Genomic DNA, 15674 nt, shown 5'->3' on the forward strand with positions numbered 1-15674 from the left:
CAGGGCTTTGGACCTGTCCTCGCCGAGGAACGCGCGGGACGACGTGCGCTCCTGCGCCCGCGCCGCCAGCGGTGTCCTGTGCCGCGCCACGCAGCCCACCCTGGCGGCCGTGATACGGACTCCGATTGACTGGACTGCCAAGCCCGCTGGGTCCGAGCGGATGCGAGTAGGAGCCGGGCGTCCTGCCGGGTTGCCAGCGAAACAGACGGCAGTCCGTATGGCGCCCGAGCATGGGCAACGGCTGAAGGCCCTGCGTACCCGCCCGGCGGGCGACGGGGGAATCATGCCGGGATGAACGACCTTCCATCCTCCTCCCGCGACGGCTCCCCGCGCGACGACCGGCCGCGCGACGGGTTCGTGCAGGTGCGCGGCGCGCGGGAACACAACCTGAAGAACGTGGATGTGGACCTGCCCAGAGGCGCGCTGGTGGTCTTCACGGGCGTGTCGGGTTCCGGGAAGTCCTCGCTGGCGTTCGGGACGCTGTACGCCGAGGCGCAGCGCCGCTACCTGGATTCCGTGTCGCCGTACGCGCGGCGGCTGTTCAATCAGCTGGGCACGCCGGACGTGGACCGCATCGACGGCCTGCCGCCCGCCGTGGCGTTGCAGCAGGGGAGGGGTGTCACGTCGGCGCGCAGCAGCGTGGGCAGCCTGACCACCCTGAACAACGTGCTGCGCCTGCTGTACTCCCGCGCGGGGGATTACCCGGCGGGGCAGGGCATCATCTACGCGGAGGGGTTCTCGCCGAACACGCCCGAGGGAGCCTGCCCGGAATGCCACGGGCTGGGCCGCGTGTTCGCCGTGACCGAGGAGAGCATGGTCCCGGACCCGTCCCTGACCATCCGCGAGCGGGCCGTGGCGGCGTGGCCGACCGCGTGGGCCGGGCAGAACCAGCGCGACATTCTGGTCACGCTGGGCTACGACGTGGACACCCCCTGGCGGGACCTGCCGCGCGAGGCCCGCGACTGGATCCTGTTCACGGACGAGCAGCCGCAGGTGCCGGTGTACCCGGGCCTGACGCCCGAGGAGACGCGCCGGGCCGTGAAACGCCGCGCCGAACCGTCGTACCTGGGCACGTTCACCTCGGCGCGGCGGCACGTGCTGCACACCTTCGCGAACAGTGGCAGCGAGAGCATGAAGCGCCGGGCGGCGTCGTTCATGGTGGTCCGCGAGTGCCCGGTCTGCCACGGCAAACGCCTGACCCGCGCGGCCCTGGGCGTGACGTTCGCGGGGCTGGACATCATGGACTTCTCGCGCCTGCCGCTGCGCCGCGCCGCCGAACTGCTCGCCCCGGCCGCTGCCGGGCAGACCGACCGCCTGGACGGCCCACCCCGCCCGCCCGAGGAGGCGCTGGCCCTGACCCGGCTGGCCGCCGACCTGTGCGCCCGCGTGGACGTGCTGGAACGCCTGGGCCTGGGCTACCTGACCCTGGAGCGCGGCACGCCCACCCTGTCGCCCGGCGAACTGCAACGCCTGCGCCTCGCCACGCAGCTGTACTCGAACCTGTTCGGGGTGGTGTACGTGCTGGACGAACCCTCCGCCGGGCTGCACCCCGCCGACACCGAGGCGCTGCTGGGCGCCCTGGACCGCCTGAAGGCCGGGGGGAACTCGCTGTTCGTGGTCGAGCACGAGCCGGGCGTGATCCGCCACGCCGACTGGATCGTGGACGTCGGCCCGCACGCCGGGCAGCGCGGCGGGCAGGTGCTGTACAGCGGCCCCCCGGCGGGCCTGCGGGACGTGCCGGACTCGCTGACCGCCCGGCACCTGTTCGGGCCGCCCGCCCCGCTGCCCGAGGTGCGCCGCGACCCGACCGGCTGGCTGGACCTGCGCGGCGTGACCCGCAACAACCTGCGCGGCGTGGACGTGCGCCTGCCGCTGGGCGTCCTGACGGCCGTGACGGGCGTCAGCGGGTCCGGGAAGTCCAGCCTGATCACCCAGGCCCTCACGGACCTGCTGGGCGCCCACCTGGGCCGCGAGGTCGCCCCGGTCGAGGCGGGTGCCGACCCGGCCGACCTGCTGACCGCCGACGACGCGCCCGCCCCCACGCAGGGCAGCCTGGGCGGCGACGTGGGGCGCGTGAGGCGGCTGGTGCAGGTCACGCAGGCACCCATCGGGCGCACGCCCCGCAGCAACCTCGCCACGTACACCGGCCTGTTCGACCACGTCCGCCGCCTGTTCGCCGCGACGCCCCTGGCACGGGAGCGCCGCTACAGCGCGGGCCGCTTCTCGTTCAACGTGAAGGGCGGCCGCTGCGAACACTGCCAGGGCGAGGGCTTCGTGACCGTGGAACTGCTGTTCCTGCCGTCCGTGTACGCGCCCTGCCCCGTGTGCCACGGCACCCGCTTCAACGCCGCCACGCTGGAGGTCAGCTGGCAGGGCCTGAACATCGCACAGGTGCTGGACCTGACCGTGGACGCCGCCGCGCCGGTGTTCGCAGAAGAGGCCCCCGTCCACCGCGCCCTGAGCACCCTGCAGGAGGTCGGCCTGGGTTACCTGCGCCTCGGGCAGCCCGCCACGGAACTCTCGGGCGGCGAGGCGCAGCGCGTGAAACTGGCCGCCGAACTCCAGAAGGCCGTGCGCGGCCACACCGTGTACCTGCTGGACGAACCCACCACCGGCCTGCACCCCAGCGACGTGGAACGCCTGCACGCGCAACTGAGCCGCCTCGTGGACGCCGGGCACACCGTCATGGTCGTCGAGCACGACCTGGGCGTGATCGCCGCGAGCGACTGGGTCGTGGACCTCGGCCCCGGCGCGGGCGAAGGCGGCGGCCAGGTCGTGGCGCAGGGCACCCCCGAACAGGTCGCCAGGGCCAGCGGCAGCCGCACCGCGCCGTACCTGCGCCGCGAGCTGGCCGGACACGCCCAGCCCACCCCGACCTGAACTGCGGGTGGCAAAAGCAAACCTCCCCCGAAAGTGGGGGAGGCCGTCATCTGCCATCTGCCATCAGCTGTCTGCCTGCGGGCCGGGTTACTGGAACAGCTGCGAGACCTTGATCAGCGTCTGCCAGATGCCCCACACCAGGGGGATGCCGGGCACCAGCCACGTCAGGTAGATCACGGGGGAGAGCGGTTCGGTGGGTTCGGGGGTGGAACGGGTCATGCGGACCTCCTGGCTGGAATGCGGGTCGGGATGCGCGTCAGTCGTGGCCGCGCCAGTGATGGCTGCGTCAGTCGTGGCTGCGTCAGTCGTGGCTGGGGGCGGGTGCGCGGTTCTCGGCCCAGAACTTCTCGGCGACCGGGCGGACCATCAGGTTGGCCACAAACCCCACGACCAGCAGCGCGGCCATGATGTACATGGTGGTGCTGTACGCCTGCGCGGCGGGAATCCCGGCCTTGATCTGACTGTCGCGGAAGCCGTTCACGAGGCTGGGGCCGACGATCGCGGCGGCACTCCAGGCGAGCAGCAGGCGGCCGTGGATCGCGCCGACGTTCGCGGTCCCGAACATGTCCCGCAGGTACGCGGGAATGGTGGCGAATCCGCCGCCGTACATGCTCATGATCACGCAGAAGCCCGCCACGAACAGCGCCAGGCTGCCCATGTTGCCGAACATGGGAATCAGGAAGTACAGCACGGCGCCCAGCGCGAAGAAGATCATGTACGTGGGCTTGCGCCCGATGCGGTCGCTGGTGGACGACCAGATGAAGCGCCCGGCCATGTTGAAGATGCTCAGCAGGCCCACGAAGCCGGCGGCAGCGGCGGCCGTCACGCCGTTCCCGGCGCCCAGCACACGGTCGCTGAACATCTCCTGGATCATCACGCTGGCCTGCCCGAGCACCCCGATGCCGGCGGTGACGTTCAGGAACAGCACGGCGAACAGCAGCCAGAACTGCGGCGTGCGGAACGCCTGATCGACCAGTACGTTGTGAGAGGAGATCATGCCGCCCGCCGCCTGCGGTTTCGGGGTCCACCCGGCCGGTTTCCAGCCGTCGGCGGGCACGCGGATCAGGAACGCGCCGAACAGCATCATGATCAGGTAGATGGCACCCATGATCAGGAAGGCCGAGCCGACGCCCAGCGTGCCGTCCCCGGCGAAGCGGGTCATGAGCGCCGTGCCCAGCGGACTGCCGATCAGGGCGCCGCCGCCGAAGCCCATGATGGCCATGCCGGTCGCCAGTCCGGGGCGGTCCGGGAACCACTTGATCAGCGTGCTGACCGGGCTGATGTACCCCAGGCCCAGCCCGATGCCGCCCAGCACGCCGTTCCCGAAGATCACGAGCGGCAGGGAGTGCAGCTTCACGCCGAGCGCCGCGACGAAGAACCCGCCGCAGAACAGCAGGGCGCTGGCGAACATGGTCTTGCGGGGCCCCTCGCGTTCCACCCACTTGCCGAAGATGGCGCTGCTGGCCCCCAGGAAGAACAGGGCGACGCTGAAGATCAGGCCCACCTGGAACAGGGACCAGTCGCCGGGCGCGCCGGTCTCGGCTTTCAGGTCGCCGCTGATCAGGCGGGAGAGGGGCTTGTTGAACACCGAGTACCCGTAGATCTGGCCGATGCTCAGGTGCACGGCCAGCGCGGCGGGCGGGACCAGCCAGCGTGTCCAGCTGGGCCCGGCGACAGAATGCTCACGATCCAGAAATCCCATATGTCCTCCTGGCCAGCCGTGGGTGGATGGCCGCACTGTTTGTTTGACGTCAAGGAGTCTAGTGGGATCCGCGGAAACGACACTTCACGCTTGCAGGGGAAAGTCCTCATGAACGGACGCGGCCGCGTTCAGGACCGCAGCCGCTCGCAGCCCGCATAGACGTTCAGGCGGTCCCCGCGCACGAAACCACACAGCGTCACCCCGAACACCTGCGCGGTCTCCACGGCCAGACTGGTGGCCGCGCCCACCGCCACGACCACGCCGATCCCGGCCGTGACGGCCTTCTGCACGATCTCGAACCCCGCGCGGCTCGACACGACCAGCAGGTGATCGGTCAGCGGGAGGGTCGCGTGTGCCTGCGCCCAGCCCACGACCTTGTCCACCGCGTTGTGCCGCCCCACGTCCTCACGGGTCACGAGGCACTCGCCCGTCGCCGTGAACAGCGCCGCGCCGTGCAGACCCCCGGTCGCCGCGAACCCCGGCTGCGCCGCCCGCAACCTCTCGGGCAGGCCCGCCAGGAAAGGCGCCGGCAGGGGGCCAGCCGTCCAGAGCGGGGCCGAGGCGCGCACCGCCAGCCGCTCCACGCTCCCGGACCCGCACACCCCGCAGGCGCTCGACGACACGGCCAGCCGTGCGCCCGCCGCCAGCCGCGCGTGCTCCGGCGTGCGCAGGTGCCACACGTTCGCGTTCTCCGGGTCCGGGTCCAGCGTGAACGCCGCCGGCAGCAGGCCCTCGGAGACCAGCCAGCCCAGCAGCAGTTCGCGGTCGTGCCCGGGCGTGCGCATCAGCACGCCCAGCGGCAGCGGGCCGCCGGGCGCGTGCAGGCGCAGTTCCAGCGGCTCCTCGACCGCCACCGTGTCCGGCCGTTCCGTCCCGACACCGTCCCGGAACAGGGTGACGGGGAGGCGCACGCTGGCCTCCCCGTCACGGTCTTGCGCGGTACTCAGCGGCCCACCTCGGCCTGATTCGCGGTCCTCGCCACGTCGCCGTTCGCCTCGCGCAGTGCCCGCCCCGCGCCCTTGAGCACCGCGAAGATCGCGCCGAGCGCCACCTGCACGTCCCGGTCCCGCAGCAGGCCCATCAGTTCGCCCAGGCCCACGCCCCGGCCCTGCGCGACGTGCCGCGCGCCCTCACTCACCCCGGTCGTGACCGCGTGCCCCAGCACGCTGACCTCACGCGGGTCCAGCGCCGCCAGCGTCTTGCCCAGTTCGGTGGCGTTGCGCAGCAGGGTCGTGCCGCTCTCGCCGCCCGTGATGTGCAGCAGCGACGCGATCAGGCCCTCGCCGCCCCGCACGGTCTTGCCCAGCACGTCCAGCACGCCGTGTTCGTGCAGCTGCCGCAGCAGGTACAGACCCTCGAGCAGCGCGTCGGTGGAATCCCCGACCTCGGCCTGCAGTTTCTCCTGCGGCGTGGGGGTGCGGGGCGTGAATTCTAGTGGTTTCGCCATGGTGTCTCCTGGGGGCTCCGGCGCGGGAGGAACGGCGCGTGCCGGCCCCTCCCGCTGAGAATCAATCGTCCGCGCCCAGCGCGTCCGTGCGGGCGTTCAGGCTGTCGCCGTGCATGGGCAGCAGCCCACCCGGGAACACGTAGTCGGGCCGCGCCCACTTGCGCTCGACTTCCACGCCCCGCTGCGGGGTCGGGTGGCCCCAGCGGTGGTTCGTGGCGGGCAGCGGATTCTCACCCACATCGTTCAGGACCTCCATGCGGACGCTGGTGTCCTTGTACGCCGGGGTGTTCGTGATCGAGTCGCCGCCCGAACCGGTCAGGCGGTTCACGGCGTCCTCTGCCCGGCGGGCGTTCATGGGCACGTACACCTCGTTCCCGCTGACCCGGCCCGTCACGAGCGCCCGCAGCCGCACCGCGCCGTGCGGGCTGATCAGGCGGACCCACTGGCCGCTCTGCACGGCCCGCTCGGCCGCCAGTTCCGGGCTGAGTTCCACGAAGGTGTCCGGCGCCTTCTCGGCGATGCCGTGCACGCGGAAGGTCATGTTCCCCTCGTGGAAGTGCTCCAGCATCCGCCCGGAGTTCAGGTGCAGGTCGAATTCGGCGTCCGGTGCGTTCTGGCGCGGCTTGTACGTCGCCGGGTACAGCACCGCCTTCCCGTCCGGGAAGTGGAAGCGGTCGCGGTACAGCAGCGGGGTGTCCGTGCCGTCCTCCGCGACCGGCCAGCACAGGGTCTCGTAACCCTCCAGCCGCGCGTAGTTCACGCCGGCGTAGAAGGGCGTGAGCCGCGCGATCTCGTCCATGATCTCGGCCGGATGCGCGTACGACCAGTCGAAGCCCAGACGCCGGGCCACGGCCGAGTAGATCTGCCAGTCGGGCCGGGTGCCCCGCAGCGGCTCCATGACCTGGTACAGCCGCTGGATACGCCGCTCGGTGCTGGTGAAGGTGCCCTCCTTCTCCAGGGACGGCGAGGCGGGCAGCACCACGTCCGCGTACCGCGCGGTGTTCGTGAAGTACAGGTCCTGCACCACGAAGAACTCCAGCGCCTCGTAACCCCGCTCGAGGTGGTTGGCGTTCGCGTCGGTCAGGCTCATCTCCTCGCCGGTCAGCCACAGCGCTTTCAGGCGCCCCTCGATGGCCGCGTCGATCATCTGGGTGTTGTCCAGGCCGCGTTCCGGGCGCAGGGTCACGCCCCACTCGCGCTCATGGCGCTGCACGGTCAGCGGATCACCGACCCGCTGGTAGCCACTCACCTGGTCCGGCATGGCGCCCATGTCGCTGGCCCCCTGCACGTTGTTGTGCCCGCGCAGCGGGTACGCGCCGGTGCCGGTACGGCCGTAGTTCCCGGTCAGCAGCAGCAGGTTGCTGATCGCGGCGCTGGTGTCGCTGCCGCCGCACTGCTGCGTGACGCCCATCGCCCACAGGATGCACACGCCCTCCTGCGCCGCGAGGTCCCGCGCGAAGGCCTCCAGGGTCGCGGCGGGAATCCCGGTCTCCTGCTCGGCGTACGCCAGGGTGTAGCCGCTGATCGACTCCAGGTACTCGTCCAGGCCATTCACGCGCGCTTCCACGAACGCCCGGTCATGCAGGCCCTGCTCCACGATGAAGCGGCTGACCGCACTGAGCCACACGAAATCCGTGCCGGGACGCGGCCGCAGGAACAGGTCAGAGCGGCGGGCCAGTTCATGCTCGCGGATGTCGAACACGACCAGCTTCGTGCGCCCCAGCTTCTGCGCGCGTTTCACGCGGGTCGCCAGGACCGGGTGACTCTCGGCGGCGTTGCTGCCGATGGTGATCACCATGCTGGCCTGCTCGATGTCGCGGATGGTGCCGCTGTCCCCGCCGATGCCCACCGTGCGGATCAGACCGGCGGTGGCCGGCGACTGGCAGTACCGCGAGCAGTTGTCCACGTTGTTCGTCCCGATCACCTGCCGGGCGAACTTCTGCACCAGGAACGCCTCCTCGTTCGTGGCCTTGCTGCTGGCGATGAATGCCAGCGCGTCCGGGCCGTCCTTCGCGCGGATCTCCGAAAGGCGCCGCGCCACGAGGTCGAGCGCCTCGTCCCAGCTGGCCTCGCGGAAGCGGTCGCCCTCGCGGATCAGCGGGGTGGTCAGGCGGTCCCCGCTGTTCACGTAATCCCAGCCGAACTTGCCCTTCACGCAGGTGCTGATGCCGTTGGCGTGCCCCAGGCCGGGCTCGACCTTCAGGATGTGCCGCTCGTCGGTCCACACGTCGAACGAGCAACCCACCCCGCAGTACGTGCAGACCGTCTTCGTCTTCTTGATGTACCGGTCACGGGCGGCCGATTCGATCTCGCTGACGTTCATGATGGGTTTCAGGCCCGCGCTGGCCTCCACGCCCTTGACCACGTCGATCGCGGCGTTCCAGACCGGCAGCGGCAGACCCGTGAACAGGCCCGCCTCGCCCAGCATGGACTTCTCCTGCAGCGCGTTGCAGGGGCACACCGTGATGCAGTGCCCGCAGCTGACGCAGCTGCTCTCGCCGATCGGTTTCCCGCCGTCCCACAACACGCGCGGCTGCTCCATCTCCCAGCCGATGGTCAGGGTCTCGTTCACCTGCACGTTCTGGCAGGCCTCCACGCACCGCCCGCACAGGATGCACTGGTCCGGGTCGTAGCGGTAGAAGGGATTACTCATGTCCTTCTCGTAACCCTTGGGCTGGAACGGCCGGGTCTGATGATCGATGCCCAGCACGCCCAGCGTGTTGTGAACCGTGCAGTTCCCGTTGTTGTTGTCGCACACCGTGCAGTACAGGTCGTGGTTCGCCACGATGCGGTCGTACGCGTCCCGCTGCGCGGCGCGGGCGGCGGTCGTCTGCGTGCGCACCACCATCCCGGCCGCCACCTTCGTGCCGCAGGCGCGGCCCACCACGCCGTTGATCTCGACCGCGCAGGTATCACAGGTCTGGATGGGACCCAGCTGCGGGTGGTAACACACCTGCGCCAGCTCGATCTGCGCGCGGTTGATCACGTCCACCAGCGGCTCGCCCACCCACGCCACCTGCGGCGCTCCGTCCACCGTCACCTGAACCTGCTCTCCACGTGGCGGCCGGGTCGGCCCCACCATGGAACGGATGTGCACGTCGTTCGGCACGTCAATCTCGCCCATATCTTCCTCCCTGAAGCTTTCAAGGGCGAGTATAGGCACGACCGTTCGACATGAAGGAACTGTCAGATGAAGCCGGACTTCATGAATCCCCCGCTGACCACCCCCAGCCACCCCGACCGTCCCGCATCACCGAACCCCGACCGCGCCCGCACTACAGCACCAGCACCCCGTGATGCTTGGCCTTCTCCTGCGGCTCCACGTGAATACTGATCGAACACTGCGGCGTCTCCGCACGGATCGCGTCCTCCAGCCGGTCACAGATGCTGTGCGCCTCCTGCACCGTCATGTCCCCCGGCACCACCATGTGAAACTCGATGAACGTCACACTCCCCGCATGCCGGGTCCGCAGGTCGTGCATCTCCAGCGCACCCTGCCCGTGCAGACTCATCGCCTGCCGGATCTTCGCCTCGGTCTCCGGGTCCACCGCCGCGTCCATCAGGCCGCCCACACTCTCACGCACCAGCAGCCACCCGCTCCAGAGGATGTTCAGCGCCACCAGAATCGCCAGCAGCGGATCCAGCCACGCCAGACCCGTCAGACGGGCCGCCAGGACCCCCAGCAGCACCCCCACGCTGGTCACCACGTCACTGAAGATGTGCCGCCCGTCCGCCAGCAACGCCGGCGAACGCAACGCCCGCCCCTGACGCAGCAGCACCGACGCCCACACCGCGTTCAGCAGGCCCGCCCCCAGGTTCACGCCCAGCCCCGCCAGTCCCAGCCCCACCTGCCCACCGGCCGCCACCGGGTTCAGCAGCGCCGGCAGCGCCTCGCGCACGATCGCGGCCGCCGCCAGCACGATCAGCACGCCCTCGGCCACCGCGCTGAAGTACTCGGCCTTCGTGTGCCCGTACGGGTGATTGGCGTCCGCCGGGCGGGCCGCGACCCGCAGCGCCATCAGCGCCGCCACCGCCGCCGCCACGTTGATGATGCTCTCCAGCGCGTCCGAGTACAGCGCCACGCTGCCCGTCATCAGGTACGCCACGTACTTCAGGGCCAGCACCACGACCGCCACGAGAATGCTGCCCAGCGCCAGTCTGGACGCGCGGGAGGAGGTCTGCACGGAGGTCGAGGAAGCCGTCACCCGTGGAGCGTAGCAGGGTTAGGCAACCCGAAAACCGTGCCCAGCCCGGGAACACGTCCAGCCCACCCATTACGCCCAGGGCAGAACGCAGGCTGGTACAATTCCCAGGTGAACCCGCCCGACCTGCTCGCCCAACTGAACCCCACCCAGGCACAGGCCGCCGACCACTACACCGGCCCCGCCCTCGTCATCGCCGGCGCCGGCAGCGGCAAGACCCGCACCCTCATCTACCGCATCGCCCACCTGATCGGCCACTACGGCGCCGACCCCGGCGAGATCCTCGCCGTCACCTTCACCAACAAGGCCGCCGCCGAGATGCGCGAACGCGCCAGCCACCTCGTCCCCGGCGCCGACAAACTCTGGATGAGCACCTTCCACAGCGCCGGCGTCCGCATCCTGCGCGCCTACGGCGAACACATCGGCCTGAGACGCGGCTTCGTCATCTACGACGACGACGACCAGCTCGACGTCCTCAAGGACATCATGGGCAGCCTCCCCGGCATCGGCCCCGACACCAACCCCCGCGTCCTGCGCGGCATCCTCGACCGCGCCAAGAGCAACCTCCAGACCCCCAGCGACCTCGACCGCGCCCACGAACCCTACCTCAGCGGCATCCCCAAAGAGACAGCCGCCGAAGCCTACCGCCGCTACGAAACACGCAAGAAAGCCCAGAACGCCATCGACTTCGGCGACCTCATCACCGAAACCGTCCGCCTGTTCCGCGACGTCCCCGCCGTCCTGAACGCCGTCCAGAACCGCGCCCGCTTCATTCACGTCGACGAGTACCAGGACACCAACAAAGCCCAGTACGAACTGACCCGCCTGCTCGCCTCCAGAGACCGCAACCTGCTGGTCGTCGGGGACCCCGACCAGTGCCTGCCGCCCGGCACCCTGATCGGCACGCCACAGGGACCGCGCCCCATCGAAACCATCGCAGAAGGAGACACCGTGTGCGGCGTCGGCGCGTCCGGCACGCGCCTGCCCGCGCAGGTCACGCACGTCAAACGCGGTCACTCGAGCGGACCCCTCTGGAACGTGCAGACGGCAGAACACACGCTGCGCGGCACGCCGCACCACATCGTCCTCGCGCGGCACCAGCCCATGGACGGACAGTGGTACGTGTACCTGATGTACCGCGAGGACCGCGGCTACCGCGTGGGCCTGACCGTCGGCGCGAGGCAGAACAGCGAGGGGCACACCGACTACGGTTACCGCGTCCGCCTGAACCAGGAAAACGGAGACAAGGTCTGGGTCCTGCGCGTCTGCGACACCCGCGCCGACGCCGCGTACTGGGAAGCGCTGTACGCCGCCCGCTACGGCCTGCCCACCGCGCTGTTCCACGGCGTCGGCCGGAACCTCGCCATGGGCGACGACCACCTGCAACGCCTGTTCCGCGAGATCGACACGCCCGCCGCCGCCCGCCGCCTGATGACGGACCTGCACCTGCACCCGGACTTCCCGCACCACCGCCCGCAGAACGGCGTCAGGCGCCAGAGCCTGAACCTCATCATGTTCCAGGACCACCGGCACGGCAGCGTCGGCTACCACCGCATCCAGTGGAGCAGCAACCGCGCCGACATCGCCGCGAAACTCACGGACGCCGGGCACCCCGTCCGCACGAACGGACGCGGCGGCTACCGCCTCGAACTCAGCCGCAGGGACTACCCGCAGGCCCTCGCCGAGGCCCGCCAGATCGCGCAGGACGGCGGCCTGGAACTGCAACGCAAAGCGCAGATCGGCGGCGCCATGTACGCCTTCACGCCCCTGTCACACCTGCACCCCGGCATGCTCCTGCTGGCCGACACCCCACACGGCCTCCAGGAAACCGCCGTCACGCAGGTCACGCAGGAACACTACGACGGCCCCGTGTACGACCTGACCGTCACCCCCACCCACACCTACCTCGCGGGCGGTCTGCTCGTCCACAACAGCATCTACAAGTTCCGTGGCGCGGACATCCAGAACATCCTCGACTTCCAGAAGGACTACCCCGACGCGAAGGTCTACATGCTGGAGCACAACTACCGCAGCAGCGCCCGCGTGCTCGGCATCGCCAACCGGCTGATCGAGAACAACGCCGAACGCCTCGACAAGACCCTGAAAGCCGTCAAGGACGACGGGCCGCCCGTCGTGTTCCACCGCGCCACCGACCACCGCGCCGAGGGGGACTTCGTGTCCGAGTGGATCACGCGCCTGCACGCCCAGGAAGGCCGCCCGCTGACGGACATGGCCGTGCTGTACCGCACGAACGCGCAGTCCCGCGTGATCGAGGAGAGCCTGCGCCGCGTGCAGATCCCCGCGAAGATCGTGGGCGGCGTCGGCTTCTACGACCGCCGGGAAATCCGCGACATCCTCGCCTACGCCCGCCTGTCCATCAACCCCAGTGACGACGTGGCCCTGCGCCGCATCATCGGGCGGCCCCGGCGCGGCATCGGCGACACGGCCCTCACGAAACTCCTCGACTGGGCCGCCGCCCACCGCACCAGCCTGCTGGAAGCCTGCGCCCGCGCCGACACGGACAGCATCCTCGACCGGGGCGCGCAGAAAGCCGTGGACTTCGCCGCGCTGATGCACGCCATGAGCGACGCCGCCGACAACTACGAACCCGGCGCGTTCCTGCGCTACGTCATCGAAACCAGCGGCTACCTCGACCTGCTCCGCCAGGAAGGCCCGGAAGGACAGGTCCGCGCCGAGAACCTCGACGAACTCGTGAACGCCGCCGAGGAATGGTCACAGGAACATGAGGGCACCATCGGCGACTTCCTCGACGACGCCGCCCTGCTGTCCAGCGTGGACGACATGCGCACCAAACAGGAGAACAAGGACACCCCCGAAGACGCCGTCACCCTCATGACCATGCACAACGCCAAAGGCCTGGAATTCCCCGTCGTGTTCATCGTGGGCGTCGAGGAAGGCCTGCTGCCCAGCAAGGGCGCCATCGCCGAGGCGGGCGGCATCGAGGAAGAACGCCGCCTGTTCTACGTCGGCATCACCCGCGCCATGGACCGCCTGTTCCTGACCGCCGCCGAGAACCGCATGCAGTACGGCAAAACCAACGCCGCCGAGGACAGCCGCTTCCTCGAAGAGATCGAAGGGGGCTTCGACACCGTCGACCCCTACGGACAGGTCGTCGAGTACCGCACCAAAACCTGGAAAACCTACCGCCCCACCGTCCCCACCGCCAGCGCCTTTAAGAACACCAGCCCCCTCACATCCGGCATGGCCTACCGGGGCGGCGAACGCGTCCGCCACCCCAAATTCGGCGAGGGACAGGTCCTCGCCGTGGCCGGTATCGGCGACCGGCAGGAAGTCACGGTGCACTTCCCGACCGCCGGGACGAAAAAACTCCTGGTGAAATTCGCGAACCTCTCACCCGCCTGAACGCCGCGCCGGAGTGCGGAATCAGCACGCACCCCCCAGAGCCCAATCCGCTGGATCGAGATGATCCCCGAGCGTCTCTTCTTCGTCGCGCAGCCCGTGGATGCCCAGCCCAGGCCCGCGCCGGAAGGCCACAGCGACCTCAGCAAGAACTGGGTGGGCGCGGGGCACCTCAAGATCGGGGATACGATCAAGCAGGCCGACGGCACCACCGGCCTCGTGGCCAACGTCACCACCGTTGGGCAGACGCGCGAGATGTTCAACCTCACCGTCAGCGAAGCCCACACCTACTACGTCGGGGATGACGGCTGGTTGGTGCATAATTCCAGTAGTTCGTTCGCCAATTCGGGGAACTGGTCTACATCGTCTTTCATCGATTCAGCTAAAGCGATTGGAGCCGATTTATCAAATGGCACCTTGAATCCTAAAGGAACCAAGGTTCTATTTCCAAATGCATCAGGCACAAAACAGATAGTATACGATCTTGTCGATGGATATTACAGGGTACAGGACATGACCCACACTGACTTTCCCTTTAATGGCGAAAAGAGCTATCTAGATCAATTCGGAAAACCAGTGCCAGAAAATGCAAAGGTCTGGAAACCCGGCACCAATGGACGGCCTGGAAAATGGGTAGAAAGCGGCATAGGAAACGTTAGGAAGGGTTTGACTCATTTTATTGATGACGGCTTCCCATGCACGCGATAGAAAACATAGCAGGGGGATTGTAAATGGGACAAGGCGGAGTATTATACTGGCGCGAGCTTTATCCTGACATCGGATTAACCGACGGGACGGATCATAGAAATTTACTCATCCCAGCTGATATAAAGTACGAATTGATAGATAAAATTTTCGTTTTACTAGAAAATGATCTTGGATGTAGAGTTAGTGATTACGAAGAATATCCACTGTCAGAAAAAGTGATAAAATCATTACTAGAATTACTAAATAATGTTCATAACTTATCATATGAAGCTCAGCAGTGGACACAGAGAGCAGTCCCATTCATCGAAACAGCGATTGACACAGGCAAAACTCTTGGACTGGCAATATAGCTTGGGATTTCAACATGCACTCTAAGCCTTAATAAGCTGACGAGGCGACATTTCCAGTCCGAGTATTTTTGAACAGTGTGCCGTCCATTAGGGCGGCACACTGTTGTAGCTCAGCCGGGCCGATCCCAATCCCATGCGACCGCCAACCATCGGTGGTCGTGCCCACAACGCAGGCGATCAAATTTCTCCGCCCTACAGCTCCTCCTTTCAGGTCAATCCTTCTTATTGATAGCGGCATAGATTCGCATTCATAAGCTGACGAGGCAAGTCGATATACCGAACCCGCTGCCAAGCCGTCACAAGCTTTGCTTTCAGCTCCGAGACCGAGCGGGCACAGAAGTTCCCCAGCACATTGCGCTTCACATATGCCCACACCAGCTCGATCGGGTTCAACTCCGGCGCATAGGGCGGCAAAAACACCAGCGACAGGCGTTCGTGGGTCTCCACGAACGCCTGTGTTGCCTTCGCCCGGTGGATCCCGGCGTCATCCAGCACCACCACGATCTCCCCCTGAACGTGGCGGAGCAGGTGCTGGAAGAATCGGATGACGTCCCCACTACGAATCGCCCCAGACTTCGTCTGCTGGAAGAACCGCCCATCCGACGTGATCGCACCGATGGTCGAGAGTTTCTCCCAATTGGCCGGGAGCGTGACCAGGGGCGTCACGCCCCTGGTCGACCACGTGCGCCGTCGTACGCCTTTCAGCGAGAACCCGACCTCATCCAGATACACCAGGGTCGCGCCCTCAGCGACCTTTTTTTCCCAACTCCGGTGCGACCTGTTCTTTCCAGGACGCGATCCGGAGTTCATTGCGCTCTGCCGCCCGCCCATCCGGCATTTGCGGCGTGAAACCCAACTGGCGAAGGATTTTTCGGACGTGGTCGTGGTGGGTAGTTGGCTGGAACTATGCCCGACAGGGAACGCCTTGAGGCCGTGACAGCCACGCTCGCAGCGTCCAAACGCGATCGGTCAGCCCAATCGCCATCGCCGGTGTGCGCTGGAGG

10 protein-coding genes and 1 pseudogene are annotated in these 15674 nt (G+C 67.9%); 4 read left to right on the forward strand and 7 right to left on the reverse strand.

Features of this window, described 5'->3' with window-relative positions; all coding sequences use genetic code 11:
- The first annotated feature begins 291 nt into the window (after positions 1 to 291).
- Complete coding sequence (locus ABDZ66_RS02795) at positions 292 to 2880, forward strand: ATP-binding cassette domain-containing protein (RefSeq protein ID WP_343755790.1); 2589 nt, start codon at positions 292 to 294, stop codon at positions 2878 to 2880.
- 87 nt (positions 2881 to 2967) lie between these two features.
- Here the strand turns inward: ABDZ66_RS02795 and ABDZ66_RS02800 are convergent, their stop codons facing one another.
- From ABDZ66_RS02800 to mntE, 6 genes are all read right to left on the reverse strand, one after another.
- A complete protein-coding gene (locus ABDZ66_RS02800) occupies positions 2968 to 3099 on the reverse strand; it encodes an MFS transporter small subunit (protein ID WP_343755792.1) in 132 nt (43 codons plus the stop codon).
- Between the two features lie 82 nt (positions 3100 to 3181).
- Entirely contained in the window at positions 3182 to 4582 is a 1401-nt protein-coding gene (locus tag ABDZ66_RS02805; protein WP_343755794.1) for an L-lactate MFS transporter, read from the reverse strand.
- A 128-nt stretch (positions 4583 to 4710) separates the two neighbouring features.
- On the reverse strand, positions 4711 to 5493 hold the full coding sequence (locus ABDZ66_RS02810; protein WP_343755796.1) for a formate dehydrogenase accessory sulfurtransferase FdhD: 783 nt from the start codon (positions 5491 to 5493) through the stop codon (positions 4711 to 4713).
- 32 nt (positions 5494 to 5525) lie between these two features.
- Positions 5526 to 6029, reverse strand: a complete 504-nt coding sequence (locus tag ABDZ66_RS02815; protein ID WP_343755798.1) for a helical membrane plugin domain-containing protein — start codon at positions 6027 to 6029, stop codon at positions 5526 to 5528.
- A gap of 61 nt (positions 6030 to 6090) precedes the next feature.
- Positions 6091 to 9111: a formate dehydrogenase subunit alpha gene (gene fdhF / locus ABDZ66_RS02820; RefSeq protein WP_425544393.1), complete on the reverse strand. Its 3021-nt coding sequence runs from the start codon at positions 9109 to 9111 to the stop codon at positions 6091 to 6093.
- Between the two features lie 193 nt (positions 9112 to 9304).
- Positions 9305 to 10234, reverse strand: coding sequence for a manganese efflux transporter MntE (gene mntE / locus ABDZ66_RS02825; RefSeq protein WP_343755803.1), 930 nt, complete (start codon positions 10232 to 10234; stop codon positions 9305 to 9307).
- Between the two features lie 108 nt (positions 10235 to 10342).
- On the opposite strand from mntE, the gene ABDZ66_RS02830 reads away from it, so the two are divergent.
- The 3 genes from ABDZ66_RS02830 to ABDZ66_RS02840 are packed head-to-tail and all read left to right on the forward strand — an operon-like array spanning position 10343 to position 14670.
- Positions 10343 to 13615 (forward strand): UvrD-helicase domain-containing protein, encoded by a 3273-nt coding sequence (locus ABDZ66_RS02830; protein WP_343755805.1) that lies wholly within the window; start codon positions 10343 to 10345, stop codon positions 13613 to 13615.
- A 60-nt stretch (positions 13616 to 13675) separates the two neighbouring features.
- Positions 13676 to 14320: a polymorphic toxin-type HINT domain-containing protein gene (locus ABDZ66_RS02835; protein ID WP_343755807.1), complete on the forward strand. Its 645-nt coding sequence runs from the start codon at positions 13676 to 13678 to the stop codon at positions 14318 to 14320.
- A 23-nt stretch (positions 14321 to 14343) separates the two neighbouring features.
- Positions 14344 to 14670 carry a hypothetical protein gene (locus ABDZ66_RS02840; RefSeq protein WP_343755808.1) on the forward strand — a complete coding sequence of 109 codons (327 nt, stop codon included), beginning with the start codon at positions 14344 to 14346 and terminating at the stop codon, positions 14668 to 14670.
- A gap of 222 nt (positions 14671 to 14892) precedes the next feature.
- Here ABDZ66_RS02840 and ABDZ66_RS02845 read toward each other — a convergent pair.
- Positions 14893 to 15559 (reverse strand): annotated as a pseudogene (locus ABDZ66_RS02845) (IS630 family transposase); the annotation flags it as partial.
- Between the last annotated feature and the right edge of the window lie 115 nt (positions 15560 to 15674).

The organism is Deinococcus depolymerans (assembly GCF_039522025.1).
GTDB classification, from domain to species: domain Bacteria; phylum Deinococcota; class Deinococci; order Deinococcales; family Deinococcaceae; genus Deinococcus; species Deinococcus depolymerans.